This is a genomic window from Brachymonas moutaii (nom. illeg.), assembly GCF_049977365.1.
In the GTDB taxonomy this organism is placed as follows: domain Bacteria; phylum Pseudomonadota; class Gammaproteobacteria; order Burkholderiales; family Burkholderiaceae_C; genus Brachymonas.
Map to the genome: position 1 here is coordinate 204,784 of NZ_JBNGEN010000001.1, position 24,670 is coordinate 229,453.

The 24,670-nt window shown below is 63.8% G+C and carries 24 protein-coding genes and 1 tRNA gene; 17 read left to right on the forward strand and 8 right to left on the reverse strand.

The window, feature by feature from the left end; genetic code table 11:
* Positions 1-21: 21 nt before the first annotated feature.
* Both ACP2WS_RS00930 and ACP2WS_RS00935 read left to right on the forward strand, forming a co-directional pair.
* The gene (locus tag ACP2WS_RS00930) at positions 22-987 is read left to right on the forward strand and encodes an NAD(P)H-dependent flavin oxidoreductase (RefSeq protein WP_374493889.1); all 966 of its coding nucleotides are present in this window, start codon (positions 22-24) and stop codon (positions 985-987) included.
* A gap of 140 nt (positions 988-1,127) precedes the next feature.
* A complete protein-coding gene (locus tag ACP2WS_RS00935) occupies positions 1,128-3,560 on the forward strand; it encodes a YgiQ family radical SAM protein (protein WP_426459060.1) in 2,433 nt (810 codons plus the stop codon).
* Positions 3,561-3,724: 164 nt separating this feature from the next.
* Here ACP2WS_RS00935 and ACP2WS_RS00940 read toward each other — a convergent pair whose 3' ends face one another.
* Positions 3,725-4,273 (reverse strand): acyloxyacyl hydrolase, encoded by a 549-nt coding sequence (locus ACP2WS_RS00940; RefSeq protein WP_426459061.1) that lies wholly within the window; start codon positions 4,271-4,273, stop codon positions 3,725-3,727.
* A 290-nt stretch (positions 4,274-4,563) separates the two neighbouring features.
* On the opposite strand from ACP2WS_RS00940, the gene ACP2WS_RS00945 reads away from it, so the two are divergent.
* Positions 4,564-4,845, forward strand: coding sequence for a Dabb family protein (locus ACP2WS_RS00945; protein ID WP_374493883.1), 282 nt, complete (start codon positions 4,564-4,566; stop codon positions 4,843-4,845).
* Complete coding sequence (locus tag ACP2WS_RS00950; RefSeq protein ID WP_426459062.1) at positions 4,842-5,366, forward strand: PaaI family thioesterase; 525 nt, start codon at positions 4,842-4,844, stop codon at positions 5,364-5,366. Before ACP2WS_RS00945 ends, ACP2WS_RS00950 begins: the two co-directional genes overlap by 4 nt.
* 44 nt (positions 5,367-5,410) lie before the next feature.
* Here ACP2WS_RS00950 and ACP2WS_RS00955 read toward each other — a convergent pair whose 3' ends face one another.
* Positions 5,411-5,971, reverse strand: coding sequence for a hypothetical protein (locus ACP2WS_RS00955; RefSeq protein WP_426459063.1), 561 nt, complete (start codon positions 5,969-5,971; stop codon positions 5,411-5,413).
* A 139-nt stretch (positions 5,972-6,110) separates the two neighbouring features.
* Positions 6,111-6,605: a hypothetical protein gene (locus ACP2WS_RS00960; RefSeq protein ID WP_426459563.1), complete on the reverse strand. Its 495-nt coding sequence runs from the start codon at positions 6,603-6,605 to the stop codon at positions 6,111-6,113.
* Positions 6,606-6,859: 254 nt separating this feature from the next.
* Between ACP2WS_RS00960 and ACP2WS_RS00965 the strand changes: the two genes are divergently transcribed.
* Both ACP2WS_RS00965 and ACP2WS_RS00970 read left to right on the forward strand, forming a co-directional pair.
* Positions 6,860-9,343, forward strand: a complete 2,484-nt coding sequence (locus ACP2WS_RS00965; protein WP_426459064.1) for a Tex family protein — start codon at positions 6,860-6,862, stop codon at positions 9,341-9,343.
* A 207-nt stretch (positions 9,344-9,550) separates the two neighbouring features.
* Complete coding sequence (locus ACP2WS_RS00970; RefSeq protein ID WP_374493874.1) at positions 9,551-9,907, forward strand: DsrE/DsrF/TusD sulfur relay family protein; 357 nt, start codon at positions 9,551-9,553, stop codon at positions 9,905-9,907.
* Positions 9,908-9,987: 80 nt separating this feature from the next.
* Here ACP2WS_RS00970 and ACP2WS_RS00975 read toward each other — a convergent pair whose 3' ends face one another.
* Together ACP2WS_RS00975 and ygfZ are read right to left on the reverse strand one after the other, a co-directional pair.
* Entirely contained in the window at positions 9,988-10,557 is a 570-nt protein-coding gene (locus tag ACP2WS_RS00975) for a hypothetical protein (protein ID WP_426459065.1), read from the reverse strand.
* Positions 10,558-10,951: 394 nt separating this feature from the next.
* Positions 10,952-12,025 (reverse strand): CAF17-like 4Fe-4S cluster assembly/insertion protein YgfZ, encoded by a 1,074-nt coding sequence (gene ygfZ / locus ACP2WS_RS00980; RefSeq protein WP_426459066.1) that lies wholly within the window; start codon positions 12,023-12,025, stop codon positions 10,952-10,954.
* Between the two features lie 141 nt (positions 12,026-12,166).
* Here ygfZ and mltG point away from each other — a divergent pair, with 141 nt between their 5' ends.
* The 11 genes from mltG to ACP2WS_RS01035 all read left to right on the forward strand — a co-directional run bounded on the left by mltG (position 12,167) and on the right by ACP2WS_RS01035 (position 21,954).
* On the forward strand, positions 12,167-13,153 hold the full coding sequence (gene mltG / locus ACP2WS_RS00985) for an endolytic transglycosylase MltG (RefSeq protein ID WP_426459067.1): 987 nt from the start codon (positions 12,167-12,169) through the stop codon (positions 13,151-13,153).
* A 3-nt stretch (positions 13,154-13,156) separates the two neighbouring features.
* Positions 13,157-13,810, forward strand: a complete 654-nt coding sequence (gene tmk, locus ACP2WS_RS00990) for a dTMP kinase (RefSeq protein WP_426459068.1) — start codon at positions 13,157-13,159, stop codon at positions 13,808-13,810.
* Positions 13,807-14,901 carry a DNA polymerase III subunit delta' gene (gene holB, locus ACP2WS_RS00995; RefSeq protein WP_426459069.1) on the forward strand — a complete coding sequence of 365 codons (1,095 nt, stop codon included), beginning with the start codon at positions 13,807-13,809 and terminating at the stop codon, positions 14,899-14,901. Before tmk ends, holB begins: the two co-directional genes overlap by 4 nt.
* A 400-nt stretch (positions 14,902-15,301) precedes the next feature.
* Positions 15,302-15,700 (forward strand): PilZ domain-containing protein, encoded by a 399-nt coding sequence (locus ACP2WS_RS01000; RefSeq protein ID WP_374493863.1) that lies wholly within the window; start codon positions 15,302-15,304, stop codon positions 15,698-15,700.
* Between the two features lie 276 nt (positions 15,701-15,976).
* The gene (locus ACP2WS_RS01005; RefSeq protein WP_426459070.1) at positions 15,977-16,774 is read left to right on the forward strand and encodes a TatD family hydrolase; all 798 of its coding nucleotides are present in this window, start codon (positions 15,977-15,979) and stop codon (positions 16,772-16,774) included.
* A gap of 48 nt (positions 16,775-16,822) precedes the next feature.
* Positions 16,823-17,644, forward strand: coding sequence for an ankyrin repeat domain-containing protein (locus ACP2WS_RS01010; RefSeq protein ID WP_426459071.1), 822 nt, complete (start codon positions 16,823-16,825; stop codon positions 17,642-17,644).
* A 259-nt stretch (positions 17,645-17,903) separates the two neighbouring features.
* Positions 17,904-18,848, forward strand: coding sequence for a CBASS oligonucleotide cyclase (locus ACP2WS_RS01015; RefSeq protein ID WP_426459073.1), 945 nt, complete (start codon positions 17,904-17,906; stop codon positions 18,846-18,848).
* Between the two features lies 1 nt (position 18,849).
* A complete protein-coding gene (locus ACP2WS_RS01020; RefSeq protein ID WP_426459075.1) occupies positions 18,850-19,344 on the forward strand; it encodes an HORMA-1 domain-containing protein in 495 nt (164 codons plus the stop codon).
* Positions 19,341-20,237, forward strand: coding sequence for an AAA family ATPase (locus tag ACP2WS_RS01025; RefSeq protein ID WP_426459076.1), 897 nt, complete (start codon positions 19,341-19,343; stop codon positions 20,235-20,237). Before ACP2WS_RS01020 ends, ACP2WS_RS01025 begins: the two co-directional genes overlap by 4 nt.
* On the forward strand, positions 20,237-21,403 hold the full coding sequence (locus ACP2WS_RS01030; RefSeq protein WP_426459077.1) for a hypothetical protein: 1,167 nt from the start codon (positions 20,237-20,239) through the stop codon (positions 21,401-21,403). Before ACP2WS_RS01025 ends, ACP2WS_RS01030 begins: the two co-directional genes overlap by 1 nt.
* On the forward strand, positions 21,400-21,954 hold the full coding sequence (locus tag ACP2WS_RS01035) for a 3'-5' exonuclease (protein ID WP_426459078.1): 555 nt from the start codon (positions 21,400-21,402) through the stop codon (positions 21,952-21,954). Before ACP2WS_RS01030 ends, ACP2WS_RS01035 begins: the two co-directional genes overlap by 4 nt.
* Positions 21,955-22,228: 274 nt before the next feature.
* Here ACP2WS_RS01035 and ACP2WS_RS01040 read toward each other — a convergent pair.
* From ACP2WS_RS01040 to grxD, 3 genes are all read right to left on the reverse strand, one after another.
* Positions 22,229-22,307, reverse strand: a tRNA-Ile gene (locus ACP2WS_RS01040).
* Between the two features lie 224 nt (positions 22,308-22,531).
* Positions 22,532-23,881 (reverse strand): polyamine export protein PaeA, encoded by a 1,350-nt coding sequence (paeA, locus tag ACP2WS_RS01045; protein ID WP_374493855.1) that lies wholly within the window; start codon positions 23,879-23,881, stop codon positions 22,532-22,534.
* Between the two features lie 385 nt (positions 23,882-24,266).
* Positions 24,267-24,593 (reverse strand): Grx4 family monothiol glutaredoxin, encoded by a 327-nt coding sequence (grxD, locus tag ACP2WS_RS01050; protein ID WP_374493854.1) that lies wholly within the window; start codon positions 24,591-24,593, stop codon positions 24,267-24,269.
* Positions 24,594-24,670 lie beyond the last annotated feature (77 nt).

A 24,670-nucleotide genomic window follows, 5' to 3' on the forward strand; every position in this document is an offset into this window, starting at 1 on the left:
TCTTCCAAGGAGACAAGACCCATGACGCCCCGTACCCTGCCTGGCGCGCTTGCGCGCGTGCCTTTTCCCGTGATTGCCTCGCCGATGTTCATCATCAGCACGCCCAAGCTGGTCATTGCCCAGTGCAAGGCAGGCATTGTGGGCTCCATGCCGGCGCTCAATGCGCGGCCGTCGACACAGCTCGATGACTGGCTGGCGGAAATCACCGAGGAACTGGCGGCTCATGATGCGGCACACCCCGAGCATCCTGCCGCACCGTTTGCCATCAACCAGATCGTGCACAAGAGCAACGACCGTCTGATGGAGGACATGGCCCTGTGCGTGAAATACCGCGTGCCCATCATCATCACCAGCCTCGGAGCTGTGCCCGAGATCAACCAGGCAGCGCATGGGTATGGGGGGGTGGTGCTGCACGATGTCATCAACAACCGCTTTGCGCACAAGGCCATCGACAAGGGCGCGGATGGGCTGATTGCCGTGGCGGCAGGGGCAGGCGGACATGCAGGCACCAAGAGCCCGTTTGCTCTGGTGCAGGAGCTGCGCGCCTGGTTCGACGGGCCGTTGGCTCTGAGCGGCTCGATTGCTTCGGGAGCCTCCATTCTCGCTGCGCAGGCCATGGGGGCTGATTTCGCCTATGTGGGCAGTGCCTTCATTGCCACGGAGGAAGCCCGTGCGAGCGAGGCCTACAAGCAGTGCATCGTCGACAGCACCTCCGATGACGTGGTGTACACCAACCTGTTCACCGGTGTGCACGGCAACTACCTGGCGCCCTCGATCCGTGCCGCAGGGCTGGATCCCGAGCATCTGCCGGAGAGCGATCCCTCGCACATGAACTTCGGTGCCACCGGGGGTGCCAAGGCCTGGAAGGACATCTGGGGCTGTGGTCAGGGTATTGGCGCCATCGACCGTGTGCTGCCTGCTGCCGATCTGGTGGCACGGTTCAGACACGAATACCAGGAAGCCAAGGCGCACCTGCTCAGCCTCTGAGGCTTGGAGTTGTCCCTGCTGCTCCCTGGGCCATTCCACGGGGGCGGGAGAGGCACAGCGGTGTCCCAAAAGCCGCACCGATTATCCCTTTGCCACCACGGGATGAGGCGAAATCGGGGCAATTGCCTACAATACGGGGCATGTCAAATGGCCCCCTTTCCGCCGCCGAGCGGCCCCCCGCGCTGTTCAGCTACCGCCCCTTCTGGGCCAAGCGATTCGGCACCGCTCCCTTTCTTCCCATGAGCCGCGCCGAAATGGAGGAGCTCGGCTGGGACAGCTGCGACATCGTCCTGGTGACGGGGGATGCCTATGTGGATCACCCGAGCTTCGGCATGGCCGTCATCGGCCGGGTTCTGGAGGCCCAGGGATTCCGGGTAGGCATCATTGCGCAGCCGGACTGGCAGAGCGCCGAGCCCTTCAAGGCACTGGGGCGTCCCAATCTGTTCTGGGGTGTCACGGCGGGCAACATGGACAGCATGATCAACCGCTACACGGCCGACCGCAAGATCCGCAGTGACGATGCCTATACGCCCGGCGGAGCCGCCAACCGCAGGCCCGATCGTGCCGCCATCGTCTACAGCCAGCGGTGCCGGGAAGCCTACAAGGATGTACCCATCGTTCTCGGTGGCATCGAAGGCAGTCTGCGCCGCATTGCCCATTACGATTACTGGAGCGACAAGGTGCGCCGCAGCATCGTCGTGGACAGCAAGTGTGACCTGTTGCTGTACGGCAATGCCGAGCGTGCACTCGTCGAAGTGGCGCACCGTCTGGCGCGGCGCGAGCCCATGGAGCGCATCACCGACATCCGGGGCACTGCCTTCGTGATGCGCCACTCGCCGGAAGGCTGGTACGAGCTCGACTCCACCGAGGTCGACCAGCCGGGGCGGGTCGAGGAGCACCTCAATCCCTACCAGACCACCAGCGAACGGGCCACGGATGCTGCATGCGCAGCCACAGGATCGGACGTGCCCGGGGCAGAGTCTGCCGAGCAGCCCATCCGCATCCTGCGCCAGGCAGCAGCACCTGCGTCTGTGCGTGTGAGTCGTCCGCCCCGGGAGCGCACTGTCATCCGGTTGCCGGGCTATGAACAGGTCAAGGCAGACCCGGTGCTCTATGCCCATGCCAACCGCGTGCTGCACCTCGAAACCAATCCCGGCAATGCACGTGCCCTCGTGCAGGCCCATGGCACGGACTCCACAGCACGGGACGTGTGGCTCAATCCCCCGCCCATTCCTCTCACCACCGAGGAGATGGACTGGGTCTTTGGTCTGCCCTATGCCCGCAGTCCGCACCCTGTCTATGCCGATGAACAGGGGCGTCACGATGGCGCTACCAAGATTCCGGCCTGGGAGATGATCCGCTTTTCGGTCAACATCATGCGTGGCTGCTTCGGGGGCTGTACCTTCTGCTCCATCACCGAGCACGAAGGACGCATCATCCAGAGCCGGAGCGAGGATTCCATCATCCGCGAGATCGAGGACATGCGCGACAAGGTGGAAGGCTTCACCGGGGTGGTGAGCGATCTGGGGGGGCCGACGGCCAACATGTACCGCCTGGGCTGCCGAAGCCCGGAGATCGAGGCAGCCTGTCGCAAGCCGAGCTGCGTCTATCCCGACATCTGCCAGAACCTGCGCACCGACCATGGGGCGCTCATCCAGATCTATCGTCGTGCGCGCAAGCTTCCCGGCATCCGCAAGGTACTCATAGGCTCGGGCGTGCGCTACGACCTGGCTGTGCGCTCGCCTGAATATGTACGCGAGCTCGTCCAGCACCATGTGGGGGGCTATCTCAAGATCGCCCCTGAGCATACCGAGACCGGTCCTCTGTCCAAGATGATGAAGCCCGGCATCGGGACCTACGATCGGTTCAAGCTGCTGTTCGAGAAATTCAGCAAGGAGGCGGGCAAGCAGCAGTTCCTGATTCCGTACTTCATTGCGGCACATCCGGGCACGAGCGATGAGGACATGATGCATCTGGCCGTCTGGCTCAAGCGCAATGGCTTCCGGGCCGACCAGGTGCAGACCTTCTATCCCAGCCCCATGGCCACAGCCACGGCCATGTACCACACACGCCTGAACACGCTCAAGGGCATACACCGTCCGGATGGCCCGCTGGCCGATCGGGCAGAGGCCGTCGACGTGGTGCGCGGCGAACGCCGGCGCAGGCTGCACAAGGCCTTTCTGCGCTACCACGATTCAAACAACTGGCCCCTGCTGCGCGAGGCACTCAAGGCCATGGGCCGTGCCGACCTGATCGGCAATGGCAAGCACCATCTGATTCCCACGTGGCAACCCGTGGGCGATGGCAGCTACCACAGCCCCCGCCGTGCCAATTCCACGCCGTCTGCACGTGTTTCGGGGGCCGAACCCGGCAATGCGGGACGGGATCGCCGTGAGATGCGCCCCTCTTCGCCTGCCCGTGGGGCGCTGCTGACCCAGCATACCGGCCTGCCGCCACGGCAGACCGGGGGGGCCGCAGCATCTTCCCCTCGCAGGGGAGCGGGCGGGCCCAGCGCTCCCCGTACGGAAGCCACCGGACCCCGCAAGAAGAACGGAGCTTCGCGCCGGCGCTAGGCTTTGATGGGCTGATCCTCAGGCCTGTCCTTGGCACTGCTGCAGGTGGTGAGGGCTTGAAGAGGCGCGAGAATCGGCATGAAAAACGCCACGCTCCAGGGAGGATGCGTGGCGGAGGGACAGACATTGGCAGGCACCCCGGAGCGGGGTGCTTGCGCAGGGCCTTACTGGAACTTGCGCTGGTAGTACAGCAGGCCGAAGTTGATGCCGGGGTTGGGCGTCTTGATGCTGGCGTTCGATTCATGCTGCACACGCACACCGACCGTGTTCTGCTGCTGGGAACCCCACTGATAACCCATGCCGAGCTGGTCAGAGAACTGGAACGCGGTGGACATGGTCTTTGTGGGGGCAATGCGCACATGAGACAGGCCGCGCACGCCGACCGACGCCTCGACGAAGAAGCTGCCGCCGCCCTGCGTGGGCCGGGCCATGCGCAGGAAAGGCGAGTATCCGAATTCGACGATGTCGGAGGCTTCGGGAACATGCCAGTAGCCCAGCTCCACCTCATGGTGCAGATCCAGATGCCATTTATCGCCCTGCCACAGCGGAGCCTGGCGGTCCCAGCCGGCAATCACGCTGACTTTCTTGACGCCATGGTTGCTGGCGGGGCCTGCAGCCACACCCCATTCGAGGGCGTGGGCAGGAAGGGCGCAGAGCGATGCGGCGGCCATGCCGGCCGTCATGAGAATCTTGTGCAGGGAGCGAATGGACATGGTGAAATCAAAAACGGGAAGAAAAACGGAGCCGCGCGCCTGATTCCCGGCACTTGCATATGCACATGCCGGACACCCGCGCAGGGCACACGATGGTTACAAGTGTACGGGAATGTCACTTCCCCGCGTGATCGAGGGCCTTCACGAACGGACTTCTGTCGAACAAGGGCCACACCCCGCGCCACGACGCAGGGGCCATGACACTTCCGTACACCCTCGTATACTGACGGCCACTCTCATATGCCCGACATGCATGGGCATGTCTCTTCACCTGTACATACGGTTTCACCATGATCAAGCACATCGTCATATGGACGCTCCACAACCCTGCAGATGCGCCCGAAGTCCAGCGTCTGCTGGAAGGATGCCGTCACCTGCTTCCCGGTATCGTGACGCTGGAGGCCGGTATCCGCACCGAAGGGCTCGAAGCCAATGCGGATGTGGTGCTGTACTCGGTGTTCGATACGCGCGAAACGCTCGACGCCTACCAGGTTCACCCCGCCCACATGGCTGTGAAGGCCCGCATCAAGGAGTTGGCTGCCGGTCGCGTGGTGCTGGACTACGCGGCATGAGGGCCGCTGCTGCAGAGCCCGTGGCCGCGGATTGCATCACCGGTGGTGCAGAGGTGCGGTGCACTGTTCCAGTCATTCCCTTTGTGGAATGGCTGGGCATTCGCACGGAGCGTGCCAGTGAAGGCGAATCGGTGCTGCGCCATGTGCCGACTGCAGACCACCTCAATGCCTTTGACGTGGTGCATGGGGGCGTATGCATGACGCTGCTCGATGTGGCCATGGCCGCGGCGGCCCGCTCCGTGGAGCCCGGCATGGGGGTGGTGACCATCGAGATGAAGACCAGCTTTCTGCGTCCCGCCAAGGGGGAACTGGTGTGCCAGGGCCGCCTGCTGCACCGTACGGCCACCATGGCCTTTACCGAGGCCAACGTGGTGGATGCCGCAGGCAAGACCTGTGCCCATGCCACGGGCACGTTCAAGTATGTGCGCAGGCTGGCTACGGGCAGACGCAGCGTGCAGGGCATGCGAGGCGCGGCGGAAAAGGGGGCTCCTGCCCTGGCCACGCATCCGCACAGCGCATAGCCTCCGCACTCTGAGGCCCCGGCATCATGTCGGGGCATTCGGCGTCATCGCGTCCAGACGCTGCGCGGGGCGGCGGGTTCTGTTGCATCGGGTGCCGGACGAGGGGCGGGGCGGACTGCAACGGAGGATTCGGCAGGCAGGTGCGAGAGGCGTTCTTCCAGTTCGCCTACATAGGCTGCGAGCGTGTTGCCGCTGTGTTCGATGCGGGTGTCGAGTGCTTCCTGCATGCGGGTGGTACGGGTCTCGAACCATTCCTGCAGCCGGGTGTCGCGCTCGCGCGATTCGGCATCCAGACGGGTGATGGTGGCCTGCAGGTCGCTGAACCGGCTGGCTTCTGCGCTGTTGGCCAGTTCGCGCTGGGCCTTCATCTCGCGGGCATGTTCACGGAACTGCAGCAAGGAAGTGGTCTGTATGGCCAGGGCATAGGCCAGAAACACGCCGGACGCGAGGAGCAGCAGTCCGAGCATGACCAGTCCAAGGGGCCCCTGTGCCTGGGTGATGCCGAAGTTCAGCACCGTGACGCGGGACAGCTCCGTCCAGTTGAGCGCCACGAAGACAGAGACGAGCAGCAGAAAGATCACGAGCACGACAGTACGGATGCGCATGCGGGTCACTCCTTGTTGAAGGCTATTGTTGGAATGGGAAACGGGGTCGGGAGGCCACTATAGCGCAGGCTCCAGGCGCAGCGATTTCCCACGCCTCCTGCAGAGGGCCGGTGCGTGACAAAAGCATGGAACCGCGCCTTCAGTCGGGCTCGACGCGGGCTCCGAGCGCACGGAACCGTGCCATGAGCCGGACGGCTTTTCTGCGAGCGAGGCGTCCCATGCGCCAGGCATGGCTGGCACGGATGCGCTCGAACCACAGGGCCTTCCAGGCCATCCAGCGGGGAAACCAGGTTGCGAACCACTGCAGACGCATCAGGCTGGGCTGTGTGAGCTGGAAAAGGCGGGCCACCAGGGCCGTGCCGCCCAGCTTGGCCAGCACGAGCAGGGCAATGCTCTGCGCGACATGCCCGCGCGCAAGCCAGTGCAGAGCCAACAGCTTCACCGGCAGGAGCAGCAGCACCGGAGCACCCAGCACGGCCAGCGAGGCGTAGGGGGGCAGGCGACGGATGGATTGTTCGAGCAGGGCCCACAGAGGCAGGCGTCCCAGCCTGGCCAGCATCTGGGCGAGCGGTTGCCATCCCCACTCCTCAAAGAGGACGATCAGGGCAACCACCCCTCCCAGCATCATTCGCATCACGCGCCACAGCATCGGCAAGCCCTTGTTGAGTTGATCTTTGAGTCGATATATGCAGGGTGACAGTGTCACCCAGGACATGGAAAAACGGCAGTGCAGCCGCAGTCTGCGTGGTAACAGAAACGTAAGCATCGTGCCGGAGTGCGCAGCACGCCGGCAGAGGGCGCCCAGCCACCCCAGGGCACTCAGAGGGCTTGTGGCACACTAGGCCGCTGCTGCCGTGGCAGCCGTTCGGGCTGTGCAGGGACCTCCGCATGGTGCAGGCGTCTGCCCCTGGCCCGAGGCCACGGCCTTACCCTTTGCAGGACTGTGTTGTGTCAGAACGAAAGATCATCGAACAGATTGCCGACGAGCTGCATGTGGCTTCCCGGCAGGTGCAGGCAGCCGTGGAACTGCTCGGCGGTGGAGCCACGGTGCCCTTCATTGCCCGTTACCGCAAGGAAGCGACCGGAGGCCTCGACGATGTCCAGCTGCGCGCACTCGCCGAGCGGCTCGACTATCTGCGCGAGCTCGACACGCGGCGTGAGGCCGTGCTGCGCAGCATTGAGGAGCAGGGCAAGCTGACCGATGTGCTGCGCGCTGCCATTGCCCACGCGGTAACCAAGCAGGAGCTGGAAGACCTGTATCTGCCCTACAAGCCACGCCGGCGCACCAAGGGGCAGATCGCCCGCGAATTCGGCATCGAGCCTCTGGCGGACCGTCTGTGGGCCGATCCCACCCTGTCTCCCGAGCAGGAGGCGCAGGGCCATGTGCGTGCCGAAAAGGGCGAAGGGGGTGAGGATTTCACCACCGTGCAGGCTGTGCTCGACGGGGTGCGCGACATTCTGAGCGAGCGCTGGGCGGAAGATGCGTCGCTGGTGCAGTCCCTGCGCCAGTGGCTGTGGGAGGAGGGCGCTCTGCAGAGCCGGCTGGTGGCGGGCCGCAACGAGGCCGATCCCGAAGTGGCCAAGTTCCGTGATTATTTCGAGTACGACGAGCCCATTGCGCGCGTGCCCTCGCACCGGGCACTGGCCGTCTTCCGGGGGCGGGCGCTCGATCTGCTCGATGTGCGCCTGCAGGTGCCGGAGCCCGAAGCGTCTGCGGGGGATGCCGCTCGTCCGGGAGCTCGCAGCCATGCGCCGAGCCTGGCTGAAGGGCGCATTGCCCTGCATCTGGGCTGGAGCCATCAGGGGCGGCCATCTGATGATCTGCTGCGGCGCTGCGTGGCATGGACCTGGCGCGTCAAGCTGGCGCTGTCGATCGAGCGCGATCTGTTTGCCCGGTTGCGTGAAGATGCCGAAAAGGTGGCCATCCGCGTGTTTGGCGACAACCTGCGCGACCTGCTCCTTGCGGCTCCTGCAGGGCAGAAGGCCGTCATGGGGCTCGACCCTGGCATCCGCACGGGAGTGAAGGTGGCCGTGGTGGACGCCACGGGCAAGCTGGTGGAAACGGCCACCATCTATCCGCACGAGCCGCGACGCGACTGGGACGGAAGTCTGCAGGCGCTCGTCAGACTCTGCGCACGGCATGGCGTGGAACTCATCGCCATCGGCAATGGCACGGCCAGCCGGGAAACCGACCGGCTGGCGGGTGACCTCATCCGTCTGCTGGAGCGTACCGCCACCGAAGGCGGGCTGCCCCGCCCGGCCATCCAGAAGGTGGTGGTGAGCGAGGCGGGCGCTTCGGTCTACAGCGCCAGCGAATATGCCAGCAAGGAGCTGCCGGATGTCGACGTGAGCCTGCGCGGAGCAGCCAGCATCGCCCGCCGGCTGCAGGATCCTCTGGCCGAACTCGTCAAGATCGATCCCAAGAGCATCGGCGTGGGGCAGTATCAGCACGACGTCAACCAGTCCGATCTGGCCCGCACGCTCGATGCGGTGGTGGAGGATTGCGTGAACGCGGTCGGAGTCGATCTCAACACCGCCAGCGAGCCGCTCCTCAGCCGGGTGTCGGGCCTGAGTCCGGCCGTGGCGCGTGCCATCGTCAAGTGGCGGGAGTCGCATGGGGCCTTTGCCGACCGCAAGCAGCTCCTCGACGTCACGGGGCTGGGCCCCAAGACCTTCGAGCAGAGCGCAGGGTTCCTGCGCATCCGCGGTGGCGACAATCCGCTCGACATGACCGGTGTTCACCCAGAAACCTATCCGGTGGTGCAGGCCATTCTGGCGCGCACGGGGCGGCCGGTGGCCGAGATCATGGGCCGTGCCGAGCTGCTCAAGACGCTGCGTCCCGAACTGTTTGCCAACGACCGCTTCGGTGTCATCACCGTGCGTGACATCCTGACAGAGCTGGAAAAGCCGGGCCGCGATCCCCGACCCGACTTTGCCGTGGCCCGCTTCAACGAGGGGGTGGACGACATCTCCGATCTGCGCGAGGGCATGGTGCTCGAAGGCACGGTGAGCAATGTGGCCGCCTTCGGCGCATTTGTCGATCTGGGCGTGCACCAGGACGGGCTGGTGCACGTGAGCCAGCTGGCCAACCGCTTCGTGGAGGATGCGCGCGAGATCGTCAAGACCGGCCAGATCGTCAAGGTGCGCGTGCTGGAGGTGGATGTGCCTCGCAAGCGCATCAGCCTCACCATGCGGCTCGATGCCGCTCCCGCACGGCGTGCGGCAGAGCAGGGAGCACAAGGCAAGCAGGCTGCCGCTGGGCGTGGCACGTCCCACAGGGAACGGGGAACAGGACATGGCCGCGCCGCCCAGCCTTCCACCGAAACCGCCATGGCTTCTGCCTTTGCCAAGCTCAAGGGACTGCGTTCCTGAGGCGGAAGGGGCGATGCAGTGCAAGGGCCTGTGATGCATGACGACGGCGTGACAGGCCTTTTCTGTCAGCCTGGAGTTTGACCATGCGCAGAGGTTTGCCTCGATTGCCGGACTCCTTCGCCTGATTCCGGCAGGATTCATTATTCAAAAGAGTAAAGTATGGCCCGTTCCCATCCGGGCCTCTTTCGATGACAGCAAAGGACCATCATGCAGAAAGTACTCATCATCAACCACGCCTCTCCCTACGGCAGCGAACGCTGCCTGTCGGCGCTTCGGCTGGCGCTCATGCTCACCGGCAAGGAAGGCGAGCAGGCCCAGGTCACCATGTTCCTGATGTCCGACGCCGTGGTGGCAGCCCTGCCCAATCAGCAGGATGCCAGCGGCAAGACCCTGGAAGACATGATCAAGACCTTCGTGTCGCAGGGCGGAACCATCAAGGTGTGCCGTTCCTGCGCCCAGAACCGCGGCACGGTCGACCTGCCCCTGATCGAGGGATGTGTCATCGGCAACCTCACGGAACTCTCCGAAGCCGTGCTGGCTTCCGACAAGACCCTCACCTTCTGACGGGCGCTGCAGCCCGTCCGGCTGTGGTGGCATACATGGGCTGCAGGGATGGCAGTGGCAGGGTGCTGCCGCGTGCGGGCTCAGGACACGAGAGCCGCGAGGCGATTTTCGAGCGAAGGCAGTTCCTTGCGCCCCTCTGGTGTGAGCGCGATCGCCTCGCGCCATGCGCTGTACAGATCGCGCAGCGCTTCCAGCGTGGGTGCGCGTTCGACCTGCTCGGTCAGGCTCGTGCAGCTCATGCCCACGAAGGCGTTGAGCGTGTTGCACATGAAGTTTCCGGCCATTTCAAAGCGCTCCTGCTCTGATGCTGGTGCAGGTGCTGCTGCAGGAGAGGAGCCTGCAGCCGGAGTCGAGGCGCGTCGTACCCAGCCGAACACGCCCGTGGAGGTTGGTGCCGCCGGGGCTGCGCCAGCCGACGGAGCAGGTTCGGCTGCTGGGGAGGACAGGGCCGTGATGAATCCCTCGGCAGTGAGCCGCCCCAGCACCGGACCGGAATCTTCGGGGCCGAGGGTGGCAGCGGCTTCCTGCAGGGTGCGCTTGCCATTGAGCATGATGAGCACATGCCGCTCCTTGATGGAGAGCTTGTACTTCCGGGACGTCATTTCCTCGATGCCCTTGGGGGTCTTGACGTAGATCGCTTGCATGTGCACGGGTGTTCTCCTCCCTGGGGGTGCGGCTTCTCGGAGCCTGTTCGCCATGGGCCGTGTGAGGGCTGCTGTCGCGCGTCACGGCACCAGCGGCAGCGCCATCGCGAACAGGCTCTGGGCCGTTCTGTGAACCATTGCACCACATGCGTGCGTCCATTCCCATCGGGAATAACGCCGATTTCTTGTGTGGAAGGCGCCTTGCAGGCCATTTTGACGATGCCCCATCGGCTCCCGGAGCCTTCGGGGGCTGGCCTCATGCACATTGGATGCGTGCTGGCGGCAGGTGTGCGCGTGCAGGAAAGACGCGCGGCACCTCTCCCCGGGGCATGGCCCGCTGTCAATCAGCAGATCCTGCCATGGCGCCGGGCTCGGATGGCTCGCCCGGCACCCTGGCCGATCAGATGTCTTCGCGCAGCGGGTAGGGCAGCGGCTGCAGCAGCAGCTCGGCTCCTTCGGGGGCACCCACATGCAGCTCGCAGGTGCCGTGAGCAGCCTGGTCAGCCGATTCGATGCGGAGCTCGGCAATCAGGGCCATGCCATGCTCGGCCCGTGCGCATTGCGCCACCAGGCCGCACACCTCGGCTTCCTGGGCGTCAGCCGCGGTGGGCACGGACCAGATTTCCGTGCCCGGCAAGGGGGTAGGGGTATCGGCGTCGGCTGCAGCCAGAGCCACGTAGGCCCGGCGCTTGATGGCTCCCCGGAACTGGCTGCGGGCCACCACCTCCTGGCCGGGATAGCAGCCCTTCTTGAAGTTGACCCCCCCCACGCTTTCGTAGTTGAGCATCTGGGGCACAAAGGCTTCCTGCGTCTCGGCCGCGACCATGGCGACACCGCTGCGCACTTCTGCCCATTCCCAGTCGGACAAGGGCAGAGCCTGCCCTTCGGGCCGGGGTGCATCGAGCGGCTGCAGGCACCAGACCCGGGGCAATGCGGCATCCATCTGGGCAGCTGGATAGGCGACCACCAGATGCCGGGTGCCGCCGGAGGCCAGGGTCTGCCGGGCGTGGGCCCAGGGTGTCCATGCCGGGGCGTTCGGGGCAGCCTGCCATGCCTGCAGGGCCACATCGCCCAGCAGGCCATGGAGCCCCATGCTGCCGGTGGCGTCCTCGATCTGCACCTTGCTGCGCAGCACGTACATGCGCAGGCGCTTGAGTACCGTGGCCACCAGATTCCTGCGGCAGATGAGCAGGTAGTGGGGCTCCTCGGCCCCCTCTTCGGACACGCGCAGGGCCACGAAGCTGGCGAGCAGGCGCCCCTTGGGGCTGCAGTAGCCGGCAAGGCGGGCCTCGTCAGCACGCAGCAGGGCGAAGTCATTGGTGGTCTGGCTGTGCAGGAAGCGTGTGGCATCGGCTCCGCGCACGCCGATCAGGCCCCAGGGTGAGTCGGGGGTGCTGAGATCGACGAAGCCGTCGCAGAGGGTATGCCCGATCACGGGAGGATTGGCCACGGGGGTGAAGGGAGTGTCTGTCATGGTGAATTATGATGTGGGTCTTTTCGATCGCCGCGCGTCCGCGAGGCGCAATGCTGCCACGGCCCGGAGGCTTGCCTCGCGGGCGTGCCCGCATTCTGCCGCACGGGCGAGGGGCTGCAAATCTGCTGACAAGGATAGCGCGTGCGCAAAATAGTCGTGGCTGTTGTGGTTGCCCTGGCTCTGGCTGCCGGGGGCGTGTACTGGTGGAGCGGCCGCCCCCTGCATCTCTCGCATCCCGTGGTGGATCTGCAGGTGCACACGGGCGATGGCCCTGATGAAATCAGCCGCGCGGCCGTGGCCGGAGGGGTGCAGGTTTCCCCCGAGGTGCTGAAGTGGTGGCTGCGGCTTGGTTCGCGCACCACCGGATTCAAGGCCGGCCCCTATGAAGTCCGCAGGGGCGATTCCCTGCGTTCCCTGCTGCGTCGGCTCATGCGCGGCGAATTTGCCATGCGCAAGGTGCGTCTGGGCGAGGGCTGGAACTTCAGACAGGTGCGTGCAGCGCTGGCCACCGCAGATGCCCTGCGGCACGATACTGCCGCCATGAGCGACGCCGAACTGATGAAAGCGCTCGACCGGCCCGACGTGCGCCCCGAGGGGATGTTTTTCCCCGATACCTACAAGTACGTCAAGCACACCTCCGACCTGGACATTCTCAAGCTGTCCCTGCACGCCATGGACCGCAAGGTCGACGACGCCTGGCAGGGCCGCAAGGCCGACCTGCCCCTGCAGACTCCCTACGACCTGCTCAAGCTCGCCAGCATCGTCGAGAAGGAGACGGGGCATTCCGCCGACCGTTCCATGGTGGCGGCCGTGTTTGTCAACCGGCTGCGCAAGGGCATGCGGCTGCAGACCGATCCCAGCGTGATCTATGGCATGGGGACGGCATACGAAGGCACCCTGCGCAAGGAAGACCTCACCCGCGACACTCCCTACAACACCTACACCCGCGCCGGTCTGCCCCCGACCCCCATCTCCCTGCCCAGCGAGGCCTCGCTCGAAGCCGCTGCCCACCCGGCCGATTCCAGCGCGCTGTACTTTGTGTCGCGCGGCGATGGCACCAGCGAATTCAGCGATTCGCTGCACCAGCACAACCAGGCCGTGAACAAGTACATCCGCGGAAAGAACTGACCCATGAGCAACCTGTCCCCCATCCGCAAGGGCCTGTTCATCAGCTTCGAGGGCATCGACGGTGCTGGCAAGACCACCCATGTCGAAGCTCTGGTGGAGGCTTTCCGTAAAGCGGGCCGCACCGTGGTGCAGACCCGTGAGCCGGGCGGTACGCCGCTTGCCGAGGAGCTGCGCGCCCTGGTGCTCCACCGTGACATGGACCCCGTGGCCGAGGCACTGCTCGTCTTTGCGGCTCGCCGCAACCATGTGCTGGAGGTGATCGGCCCTGCCCTGGCGCGTGGAGACGTGGTGATCAGCGACCGCTTTGCCGATGCGAGCTTTGCCTATCAGGGCGGCGGGCGCGGAGTCGACTGGGCCTTTCTGCAGCGGCTGGAGGCCGAGGTCGTCCGGCTCCCCGGCCAGCCGGATGCACAGCCCGATCTGACCCTGTGGTTCGATCTGCCCTCCGCCATGGCGGCACAGCGTCTGGCGGGCACGCGCGCCCCCGACCGTTTCGAGGCCGAGACCTCTGCCTTCTTCGATCGGGTGGCCCAGGCCTACCGGCGTCGGGCGCAGGAATGTGCGGCCCGTTTTGTCCGCATCGACGCCACCCGTGCGCCCCACGACGTCTGGGAGCAGGTGCATGCCAGCCTGCGGGCACAGGGGTGGCTGGCATGAGCACGGCAGCACGCTCTGTGGCTCCGGCGGACAGGAGTGCCGGGGGGCTGGCGACCCCTGGCGTGCAGAAGGCTCCCTGGCTGCAGCGCCAGCTGGGAGAGCTCCTGCAGCAGCGTGGACACGCCTGGCTGCTGCAGGGGCCTTCGGGACTGGGGCAGTACGCTCTGGCGCAGGCCCTGGCCGAAGCTTGGCTGTGCGACAGTCCCCAGCCGGACGCGACCGCCTGTGGCCATTGCGAGAGCTGCCATGCCATCGCCGTGCGCACGCACCCGGATCTGTGCGTGCTGATGCCAGAGACCCAGATGCTCGAACGCGGCTGGCCGCTCGACGAGAAACTCCAAAAGGAGCTCGACGACAAAAAGCGCAAGCCCAGCAAGGAAATCCGCGTCGAAGCCATGCGTGACACCATCGAGTTCTCGCAGCGCACGAGCAGCCGTGGGCGTGGCAAGGTGGTGGTGGTGTATCCCGCCGAGCGCATGAATCCGGTCACGGCCAACGCCCTGCTCAAGACCCTGGAAGAGCCTCCGGGCGACGTGCGCTTCGTGCTGGCCAGCGAGGCCGCGCACCTGCTGCTGCCCACCATCCGCAGCCGCTGCATGACCCACACCATGCGCTGGCCCACCGAGCAGGAATCGCTGGCATGGCTGCAGCTGCAGGGGCTGGCCGAAGCCGATGCCTCCGGCCTGCTGCACGCAGCGGGCGGACGTCCCGACGATGCACTGGCCTGGCACCGTGCCGGCATGACGGCTCGTACCTGGCAGGCGCTGCCCGAAGCAGCCCGCGCCGGACAGGTGCAGCCCTTTGCGCAGCTGTCTCCTGCGCAGGTCATCGGTGTGCTCCAGAAGCTCTGCCATGACGCCCTGAGTGTGCGTGGGGGAGGCACGCCCCGGTTTTTCGACGCGGCCGCGCTGCCTGCCGCCACGGCTCTGCCGGACTGGCGCCGGCTCACCCAGTGGGGCAAGGATCTGGCACAGGATCTGCGCTCGGCCGAGCACCCCTATCAGCCCGGGCTCTTTCTGGAAGACTTGGTGGGCAAGGCCGCACAGGTCCTGCGTGGTACGGGACGGCCTGCCGCCCGATCCACGCGGTAGTCTCAGCCAGCCATCGCCTGATGTCGCCAGACGCTGCCTGAGCGCGAGCGCCCCCTCGGCACACCGAAAGACGTGGCAGGGGCAAGGCAAAGAAAGCAGGGGAGAGCAGGAAAAGAGCACGGGATGCAGGGCTGGTAGAGTGCAGGGCACGGGACGGGACATTCATCGTTCCCTGCATGCCCTTCGCAGATCACCGTCGCTGGTTTTCCGCTCCTTGTTCCCTGCGGCCAGTTTGCCTTGGCAGCGTGAGCGTGCATTTCTGCCTCGCTGCGTCCTGCACAGGCGAGGCTGGGCGTTCACCCTGCAGGGGTTTTTGTTAGCATGGGTGCATGCGCGGGCCGCACGATGGCCACTCCTCACATCGGGGTCGTCTTTCCTTCCGAAGGTTGTTGCCGTATTCATGGAATCATCTGCTCCCTCTCTCTCGCCAGACTCCACGCTGTCTCCCACCGACAGAGCCGTGGTCATTCCCTTCCACATCAAGGAAAAGGGACTGCTCTACGCCACCTACATGTCGATGATCAAGGGCGGTGGCGTCTTTGTGCCCACCAACAAGGAACTCCGGCTGGGTGACGAGGTGTTCATCATGCTGGCCCTGCCAGAAGCCCTGGCTGGCGACGAGCGCTACCCTATTCATGGCAAAGTGGTGTGGTGGACGCCGCCCCGCGCCATGCACAAGCGTGTGCAGGGCGTGGGGGTGCAGTTTCCGCCTGGCGAACTCTCGGAGCGCCTCTGCGCCAAGATCGAAAGCATCCTCGGCGCCCATCTGGGCTCTGAGCGCGAAACCCAGACCATGTGACAGAACGGCCGGCCGTCAGCAAGCCGCCTGTCTGCCAAGCCTCGCAAGTTGCTCCCGCCCCTCACCCGGCACTCACGCACGGCGCCATCGCCACTCTCGCAGTCACTGCCCGCGCGAGGGCGGGCAGTGGAGGGCAGGGCAGCTTCAGGCCGTCGTGTCCCCGCGCCCGTCTCCGTTCCGTATGCGTCAGGCGCAGGATAATCAAAATCCCTGCACCACTCCCCTCTGGCACTGTGGCGCAGCCCGCCCTTGCTTCATTTTCAGTTCGTGTCCGCCATGTACGTCGATTCCCATTGCCATCTCAATGATCCCTCCCTGCGTCACCAGATGGGCGCCATCCGCGAAGCCATGGCACAGGCCCAGGTCGATCGGGCCCTGATCGTCAGCACCACGCTGGAGGAATTCGACGAGGTGCACGCACTTGCCCTGCAATACGACAACTTCTGGGCCACCGTGGGCCTGCACCCCGATCCCGACACCGACGACGCCCGCGAAGCCACCCTGCCGGAGCTGGTGGCACTGGGCAGCCTGCCCCGAGTGCTCGCCGTCGGCGAAACCGGGCTCGACTACTACCGGCTCGAAGGACGCAGCATCGCCGACATGGAATGGCAACGCGACCGTTTCCGTACCCATATCCGGGCCGCACGCCAGCTCGGCAAGCCGCTCGTCATCCATACCCGCAGCGCCTCGGACGACACCCTCGCCATCCTGCGGGAAGAGGGCGAGGACGGGAGCACCGGCGCGGCCGGTGGCGTGTTCCATTGCTTCACCGAAACCGAAGCCGTGGCCCGCGCTGCGCTGGAACTCGGGTTCTACATCTCGTTTTCCGGCATCGTCACTTTCAAGAACGCCCAGCACCTGCGCGACGTGGCCCGCTGGGTCCCAGCCGACCGGCTCCTGATCGAAACCGACAGCCCCTATCTGGCCCCCGTGCCCTACCGGGGCAAGGTCAATACCCCCGCCTGGGTGCCCTTTGTGGCGCAGCAGCTCGCCGAAGTGCGCGGAGAGAGCGTGGAGCACATTGCCGAAGTCACCTCCGCCAATTTCGACCGCCTTTTCCGTCCCCGGGCCTGAGCGCTTTTTGCGTTCCGCCTGCCTTTCCTTCAGTCCAGGATGCCTCCCATGAAGAAACTCCTCTGTGCCCTGCTTGCTGCAGGCAGCGTATCGCTCGCGCTCGCCGGCCCGGTGGATGACCTTGTCACCGCCACCCGCCGCGACAGCGATGTCACCGTGCAGAACCTGCTCGGGCAGGGCGTCGATGTCAACGCCGTCGACTCCGAAGGCCACACTGCCCTCACCATCGCCATCCACGAAAAATCCATGAAGGTCCTGCCCGTGCTGCTCGGCTGGCGCGGCACCCGGCTCAACGCGGCCAACCGCGCAGGCGAGACCCCGCTCATGATGGCCATCATCACCGACCAGACTGACCTGGCCCGTGAACTCATCCTCAAGGGAGCTGCTACCAACAAGCCCGGCTGGTCGCCCCTGCACTACGCCGCCACGCGCTCCAACCTCGACATCATGCAGATGCTGCTCGCGCGCGATGCCTACATCGACGCCATGTCGCCCAACGAAACCACCCCCCTCATGATGGCTGCCCGCTACGGCGGCAGCGAGGGCGTGCAGTTCCTGCTCGACAAGGGCGCCGATCCCTGGACCCGCAACCGACTCGGCCTCACCGCGCTCGACTTTGCCAGGATGGGCGGCAACGCCGAAAGCATCGACCTCATCACCCGTGCCCAGGCCCGCCGCCCGGACCCCGGCACCCACGTCCGCCCCCTGGCTCCCCTCACCCCCGCCCAGGAAGCCGTGCTCAAGGGCGAACAAATCCCCCTCGACTCCGCCCCCGTGCCCCTGATCTACCCCGAAGGCCAGGAACCGCCCCCGCCACAGCAGCAACCAGCGCTGCCAGTGGCTCCAGCCGTGACGCCTGCGGCTTCGTGAGCTTGCTTATCGTGGTACTCAACTTGCTGGGTGTTGCACTTGAAAAGTGGCTCTGTTGGATGTAGTCAAAAATAGCTAATATTTATTGGAACTATAATAGTCAATAATTTTTTAAAGCTGAAACCTATTGAAATTTAGTTAAGGATCACCTATCTGGGGGTAATGGTCGGGCATCAGACACTTTTGTAAACCGTTTTGCGTCGGTGCGGACGTGGCCTGTGCCCATCGTTTTGATCACCTCAGACAAGTAGGAACAATCATGGCTCTCACGAATACCGAGCTTCGCTACTACGATAGTAATGTGCTCCGCCTTCCGGAGGATAAGCGCAAGGAATATCACGCACAGGTCGATCGGCTGATCGAGGAATTGCGCAAGAGCGTCAAGGACAAGACCGAGATCAAGATCACCAAGGTCGTGAAGGCCGGCTCCTTCTCCAAGTTCACGATCCTGCGCAAGACGACTTACGATCCCGTCGACGTCGATGTGGTGTTTTACATTTCCGGCCGGGACGCGAGCAAAGAAACCCTCGATAGCCTAAGCGCCACGATCTACGAACTGCTCATTAAGATCTACCCGAACAAGTCGGTCGAGGATTTCGAGATCCAGCGTAAGGCGGCAACCGTGACGTTTGTGGGCACAGGATTGAGTGTGGATATCGTGCCGGTGATCAAGGACGAGAACCGTCCGGACTATGGCTGGCAGTTCGACATTCACGACGGCTCAAAAATCCAGACCTGTGCACCGTGCCAAATCCAGTTCGTGCGTGACCGCAAGAACCAGGACGGCGATTTCCGCACACTAGTCCGGATGGCCAAGAAATGGCGCAACTACGCAGAGATCAAGCCGCTCAAGTCCTTCGCTATTGAATTGATCATGGCGCATGTGCTCGCCACACAGGGAAAGGAAGGCAGCATCGAGCAGCGCTTCCGCAACTTCCTGCTCTACATTGCTCAATCAGGTCTCAAGGATCAGCTCAGCTTCCCCGAGAACACGCTTCCGCTCGGCTCCTTCTCCGACCCGGTTGTGATCCTCGATCCGGTCTGCAGCTTTAATAACGTCACCAGCCGCATTTCGGAGGCTGAGCGGCAGGAGATCGTCACGGCGGCGCAGGAAGCCTGGGAGACGGTGAACTTCGCATCGGTCGAAGATGATGATGCGGTCTGGAAAGAGGTCTTCGGGCCGGGTTTCAAGGTGGAGGACTGACATGAGCCAGACGAGAACGGCTTCGGCTACCTATACGACTACCGATATCGAAAACGTTGTCCGGCGCGTGAAGGCAGATTTGGCCATGATCGCCGACAGCACCGGCGGATGGAGGTCTCAGAAGGCAGCCGATTATGCCCATGATGTCGAGGTGCTGGCCAAGGCGGGCTACCTCGCGTGGGTGGACGTGACCCTGCTGCAATATGGCGTCGAGCTGAAAGCCGTTCGCTTCGATGTTGATACCGACGCGGGAACGCTCAGCACCAGCCGTCCCGGCGGTGTGCTATGGCCGCGTGTGACCGATGCCGAACTGCGGATCGTGATCAGCTATACCAACGCCTACACGAGCGCGGCCCGCGAGGCGATGCGGAGCAAGCTCAAGATCGGCTGGACCACTTCTCATGCGGACACCAGCCACTCCGGCCTCAGCTCGTCTGGTAGCCGCAACTATGTCAGCAGCACCTACGGGATGCAGAGAAAGGATTGGACCGCATGAGCCAACCGAGCATTTTTGACAGCGAAATTGCGCTTCCGAACGATACGCTGGCCAAGCGCGAAAAGAGGCTGCTCGGCTTCGATCAGCGCTATGTCCGCGTTCACGACCAGCTTCGTCTCCTGCTGAATGTCGGCGCACTCGGTGACTGGAACAGAAAACATCATGGCGGAAAGCTTGTACTGTGCGATCTGGTTGCCGAGCAATATCCTCTTGTGATTTTTCACGGCGACGTCGGAACCGGTAAGACGGCCATGGCCGAATGCATTGCCAATCGTCTGGTCGCCGAGGCGCGCAGTTCGGATTCAATGCTGTTCAAGTTGTCGAACCGAGTGCGCGGTAATGGCATGGTCGGTGAAATGAGCACCCTTATTGCCGAAGCATTCCGTAAGGTTGCGCAGTCGGCTGGTAAGACACGGAGGGCGATCCTTATTATCGACGAAGGCGATAGCCTGGCGGCCTCCCGCGCACAGGATCACAGCCATCATGAAGATAAGGTGGCAGTGAACACCTTGATCCAGGGTATCGACGATCTCAGGCAGTATGGTGGGCGGATCGTTGTGATCCTCTGCACCAACCGGCTGTCTGTCCTCGACCCGGCCTTGCGCCGGCGGGCTGCCATCATCGAGACGTTCAGTCGCCCCAGCGATGCCGAGCGCCTGCAGCTTTTCCAGATGGATCTAGCTGGCCTCGGACTTGCGCAATCCCAACTCGCCGAGTTGACGCGACTGACTGGCGCGCGAGATCGACACCCGTCCTGGACGTACTCGGATATTCGCACGCGGCTTTATCCTGCGGCGCTCGCCAAGGCGTATCCCGACCGCGCCCTCAGCTTCGCTGACCTGACGGCGATCGCATCTGCCCTTTATGCCTCTCCGATCATGGAGGACAAGTAATGATCCGGTCTCCGCTCTTCGGTCGTCGCATCCACATTTCCGGCAGCGTCGTCAACGATCTGACGATCGCGCCGACAGCCGACGTTGAGTCAGCGCGCGAACTGATCGCCTTGCTGGTCAAGGAGCTCGTCAAACGTGGCACCAACTTTGTCATTCCCGTCGATGCCGAACCCAAGCGAAACGTCGATGGGCTGCCTGTCTGCTTCGACTGGCTTGTCTGGAAAACGGTGAAGGACAGTCTCATCCATCGACCCCAGAATGTGCCGGGACCGTTCATTGTCGCTGTGCAGCACCACAAGACCGAGGAGCAAATACCCGACGAATACGTCGACCTGTGGGACGAGCTTCGTGCGTCCCAGTTGATCAAGATCGAGAGCGCAGCCTATTGGAACATGAACAGCAAGCGCATGGAGGCGCAGGCCCGTTGTGGTGACGTGCTGATTGCGCTTGGCGGCGACGAAGGGGTTCTGTATCTCGCGAACCTCTATCACGATGCCGGAAAACCGATTGTGCCGCTGAACCTTCCAATTGGTGCCGAGACGAAGGGTGCGCGCCGGCTTTACGCCTTTGGCCTTGCAAGTGCTCAAACGCGCCGCCTGTTCCAGATCGCCGATGACGGGGATGCGCATGACTGGATCAACCGCATCGGCTTCCCAAAACGGCAGAGCATTCCCGATCGGGTCGCCGCCGTAATCGACCTGCTCGAATCTCTCGATCGCCCCAAGGCGTTCGCCGTGCGCCTGCTAAACCCCGGCCATGAAGATTACGCGAATGTGCAGGATTTCTTCGACGTGGTGGCAAAGCCCGTGCTGGAAGATGAACTCGGCTATCGTCTGATCGTTATCGATGGACGGCAAACATATGATCATGCGCGGATCGATCAGGAAATATTCGCCAAGCTCCATCGCAGCAGCGTTGTTCTTGCCGACATCACTGGCGCTCGGCCAAATTGCTTTCTCGAACTGGGCTACGCTCTGGGCCGTGGACTCCCGACCATGGTCACCGCGCGAGAGGGGGCGAACCTGCCGTTCGACATCGCGACATTCGCCGGTCATCACTGGAAAGCGAGCGGAAACGCCGATGACCGCCGGCGGGCGTTTCGCGAGCATTGGAACGCGATCCGCAATCGTCCGACCCTCGTTCCTACGGAGCCTCTGATCTCATGACCAGCCCTCGCGAGATATTCGTTTCCGTCGATGTTGAAACCGCAGGGCCGATACCGGGTGAATACAGCCTGCTGTCGATCGGGGCTTGCTCCGCTTTCGATCCGGGTAACGGCTTCACCATCGAGATCAAACCCATCAACGACAGGTTCGACCCGAAGTCGCTGGAAGTGACCGGACTTTCGATGGAAGACCTGCGCCAGCGGGGGCTCGATCCCGAAGCCGCTATGAAAGCGTTTGCGAATTGGTTGGCGACTCTTGCTCATCCCGAAGACACGCTTGTCTTCGTCGGATTCAACGCTCCGTTCGACTGGTCTTTCGTGAACTACTATTTCCATCGCTTCATGGGACAAAACCCGTTCGGCTTCACCGCCTTAGATATAAAAGCGCTCTACATGGGGGCAACCGGCTCATCTTGGCGTGATACGCGGTCGAGTAAGATTGCAGAGTACCTCAACCCGAAATTGTCAGGCACCCATGACGCTCTGCAGGACGCGAGATATCAGGCGGAAATTTTTCGTCTGATACAACGAAATCTTATCTCAAGAAGTTGAAGTATGAACTTGCTGTGCAAGCTATTGATAAATCCTGCGATTTTTACTTTTAGAAAACGCACGCAAGTGCTTGTGATAAAAGAAAATTTTTCAGATTTCATGCCACGCTCTAGGCCCCGTTAAAACGGAGAAAAGAGAAGATTTGGGCGTGGAAATCACCGGAAAATGCCCGTGCTGGTCGTAGGCGGAACACCGTAATATGGCCCAAATCCGCGCCAATGCTGGCGTCCGCAGCAGATAAAGAAAAAGCCAGCGCAAGGCTGGCTTTTCAAATTGGTGGGCCCCCCGAGAGTCGAACTCGGCACCAACGGATTATGAGTCCGCTGCTCTAACCAGGCATGAGCTAGAGGCCCTGGGTGGGGTTGCCGCGCTCCGTGAGGTGCTGGATAGGGACGCCTGACGGAGGGGCGGCGGGGCATGGGGCCGCGCGGGTGGCTGGTCATGCCGCTGGTTTCTGCAGTGCCTGCGCCTTGTGGGCGCGGGAAGGGAAGAAATCAGATCAACTGTACATTGTAAGGGATGCGGAAGGCAGGAACCGGCATAAGGCGCGTCGGCGTGGGGGCGTTGCCTGTCTGGTTCAGCTGCTGCTCTGTCCGAGGGCGGCGAGCGGGGAGAGGGGGGCGGTGGTGGCAGAGGCTTCGGGGGTGCGGGTGACCATGACCTGGTCGATGCGGTAGCTGTCGACGTCCATGACTTCGAAGGTGTAGTTCTCGAACTGGACGCAGTCGGTGCGCTTGGGCAGGCGGCGCAGCATGGTCATGAGGAAGCCGGCCAGGGTTTCGTAGCTGCCTTCGTGCGGGAGGCTGTCGATGCCGAGGGCGCGCATGACGTCGGAGATGGGGGTGATGCCGTCGATGAGCCAGGAGTTGTCGTCGCGGCGCACGATGAGTTCTTCTTCGTCGAGGGAGACGAGGTCGCCCATGACGGTGCTCATGACGTCGTTGAGGGTGACGACGCCGACGATGATGCTGTATTCGTTGATGACGACGGCGAAGTCCTCGTGCACCTGCCGGAACTGGGTGAGGACTTCGGAGAGGGTGAGCTGGTCGGGGACGATGAGGACCTTGTGGAGCAGGTTGGGCTCATGCAGGGAGAGGGGTTCGTTCTTGAGGGCACGCTGGAAGAGGTCCTTGGCGTCGACGTAGCCGACCACGTGGTCGAGGTCGCCGTCGACCACGGGGTAGGTGGAGAAGGGCTCCTCGGTGATGCGGGCGCGGATGAGGGCGTCGGAGTCGTTGAGGTCGAACCAGGCGATGCGGTCGCGGGTGGTCATGGCGCTGGCCACGGTGATGCTGTCGAGCTCGAAGACGTTTTCGATGACCTGCTGCTCGCTGCGGTCGAGCGTGCCGGACTGGGCGCCGGCTTCGGCCAGGGAGAGGATGTCGTCGGGGGTGACGCGGTCGTCGCGCTGGGTGGGGATGCCCCACAGGCGCAGAAAGAGGTCGGCGGTGCGGCTGTAGAGCCAGACGAGCGGCATGAGCAGCCGCACGACGACGTGCATGGGGCCGATGAGCCAGACGGCCAGCACTTCGGGTTCGGTCATGCCGATGCGCTTGGGGAGCAGGTCGGCAAACAGAATGAAGCACGAGGTGACGAGCACGAAGGAGAGCGTGGCGCTGACGGGGCCGATCAGGTGGGCCGGCAGCGAGGTGTAGGAGAGCATCGAGTCGAGCCAGGGGGAGAGGCTGCCTTCGCCCACCACGCCGGCCAGGATGGCGATGGCGTTGACGCCGACCTGCACGGCGGTGAAGTAGTAGCCGGGCTGCTCCTGCACGGTCAGGACCCGCTCTGCGCGTGCATCTCCGTCATCGGCCAGTTGTCGCAGGCGCACGCGGCGCGAGGCGGCAAGCGAGATTTCGGCGATGGCAAAGAACGCCGAGGCGATGATGAGGGCAAAGATGACGAGCAGGTCCTGAAGAAAAGTCATGTAATCACAATGTGGAAGGGGCCGGGGGCCCCGGAATCATGGCCCGGGTTGCCCGCAAGGAGACTTGCGAGAAACCTGCCATGGCGGATGGTGGAGGGTGAATGAGAGAGCGAGGAAGAGAGGGGAGCAGGAACCCGCCATGCCCTCTCGTCCAGAGGACAAGGCTACCCGCGACCACGCGACGCCGCAAGAGGAAATGCCAGCGGCTGCGGAGCTGGCATGGGGAACGGTGTGGCCGGGTTGCCTCGTTCCGTTCCGTTCTGCCACATTCTGCCGTGACCACCGCCCGGATGTCCCGATGCGCGGCAGGCAGCGCATGGCTGGAGGGGCGGCACAGGTGACGCCAGCGGGGCGCGGAACAGAACAGAAGAGGGCGGCAGCAGGATCAGGCGGCCTTGGGCTGGAGCAGTTGCTGGAGTTCGCCGCTTTCGTACATTTCCATCATGATGTCCGAGCCGCCGATGAATTCGCCGTTCACGAAGAGCTGGGGAATGGTGGGCCAGTTGCTGTATTCCTTGATGCCCTGGCGGATGGCGTCGTCTTCGAGCACGTTGACGGTCTGGATCTGCTTGGTGTCGACGCCGCAGGCCTTGAGGATCTGGATGGCGCGCCCCGAGAAGCCGCACATGGGGAAGCTGGCGGTGCCCTTCATGAACAGCACGATGGGGTGGGTCTTGACGAGGGTGTCGATGCGTTGCTGGGTGTCACTCATGGTGTGTGGTGCAGGATAGAAAAAGAAGGAAAAAGCCTGTAGTGTCCGGCGCAGACGGCAGGGCCACGGGCAGGCAC

What these genes read in the sequence shown, in the direction of transcription:
- ACP2WS_RS01000 (WP_374493863.1), top strand. Translation starts at nt 15,302, where the DNA reads ATGGAATCATCTGCTCCCTCTCTCTCGCCAGACTCCACGCTGTCTCCC.
- ACP2WS_RS00935 (WP_426459060.1), top strand. Translation starts at nt 1,128, where the DNA reads ATGTCAAATGGCCCCCTTTCCGCCGCCGAGCGGCCCCCCGCGCTGTTC.
- ACP2WS_RS01015 (WP_426459073.1), top strand. Translation starts at nt 17,904, where the DNA reads ATGGCTCTCACGAATACCGAGCTTCGCTACTACGATAGTAATGTGCTC.
- ACP2WS_RS01025 (WP_426459076.1), top strand. Translation starts at nt 19,341, where the DNA reads ATGAGCCAACCGAGCATTTTTGACAGCGAAATTGCGCTTCCGAACGAT.
- ACP2WS_RS00930 (WP_374493889.1), top strand. Translation starts at nt 22, where the DNA reads ATGACGCCCCGTACCCTGCCTGGCGCGCTTGCGCGCGTGCCTTTTCCC.
- ACP2WS_RS01010 (WP_426459071.1), top strand. Translation starts at nt 16,823, where the DNA reads ATGAAGAAACTCCTCTGTGCCCTGCTTGCTGCAGGCAGCGTATCGCTC.
- grxD (WP_374493854.1), bottom strand. Translation starts at nt 24,593, where the DNA reads ATGAGTGACACCCAGCAACGCATCGACACCCTCGTCAAGACCCACCCC.
- ygfZ (WP_426459066.1), bottom strand. Translation starts at nt 12,025, where the DNA reads ATGACAGACACTCCCTTCACCCCCGTGGCCAATCCTCCCGTGATCGGG.
- ACP2WS_RS00955 (WP_426459063.1), bottom strand. Translation starts at nt 5,971, where the DNA reads ATGCGCATCCGTACTGTCGTGCTCGTGATCTTTCTGCTGCTCGTCTCT.
- ACP2WS_RS00970 (WP_374493874.1), top strand. Translation starts at nt 9,551, where the DNA reads ATGCAGAAAGTACTCATCATCAACCACGCCTCTCCCTACGGCAGCGAA.
- paeA (WP_374493855.1), bottom strand. Translation starts at nt 23,881, where the DNA reads ATGACTTTTCTTCAGGACCTGCTCGTCATCTTTGCCCTCATCATCGCC.
- ACP2WS_RS01035 (WP_426459078.1), top strand. Translation starts at nt 21,400, where the DNA reads ATGACCAGCCCTCGCGAGATATTCGTTTCCGTCGATGTTGAAACCGCA.
- ACP2WS_RS01030 (WP_426459077.1), top strand. Translation starts at nt 20,237, where the DNA reads ATGATCCGGTCTCCGCTCTTCGGTCGTCGCATCCACATTTCCGGCAGC.
- ACP2WS_RS00945 (WP_374493883.1), top strand. Translation starts at nt 4,564, where the DNA reads ATGATCAAGCACATCGTCATATGGACGCTCCACAACCCTGCAGATGCG.
- ACP2WS_RS00950 (WP_426459062.1), top strand. Translation starts at nt 4,842, where the DNA reads ATGAGGGCCGCTGCTGCAGAGCCCGTGGCCGCGGATTGCATCACCGGT.
- ACP2WS_RS01020 (WP_426459075.1), top strand. Translation starts at nt 18,850, where the DNA reads ATGAGCCAGACGAGAACGGCTTCGGCTACCTATACGACTACCGATATC.
- ACP2WS_RS00960 (WP_426459563.1), bottom strand. Translation starts at nt 6,605, where the DNA reads ATGCGAATGATGCTGGGAGGGGTGGTTGCCCTGATCGTCCTCTTTGAG.
- holB (WP_426459069.1), top strand. Translation starts at nt 13,807, where the DNA reads ATGAGCACGGCAGCACGCTCTGTGGCTCCGGCGGACAGGAGTGCCGGG.
- ACP2WS_RS00965 (WP_426459064.1), top strand. Translation starts at nt 6,860, where the DNA reads ATGGTGCAGGCGTCTGCCCCTGGCCCGAGGCCACGGCCTTACCCTTTG.
- tmk (WP_426459068.1), top strand. Translation starts at nt 13,157, where the DNA reads ATGAGCAACCTGTCCCCCATCCGCAAGGGCCTGTTCATCAGCTTCGAG.
- ACP2WS_RS00940 (WP_426459061.1), bottom strand. Translation starts at nt 4,273, where the DNA reads ATGTCCATTCGCTCCCTGCACAAGATTCTCATGACGGCCGGCATGGCC.
- ACP2WS_RS01005 (WP_426459070.1), top strand. Translation starts at nt 15,977, where the DNA reads ATGTACGTCGATTCCCATTGCCATCTCAATGATCCCTCCCTGCGTCAC.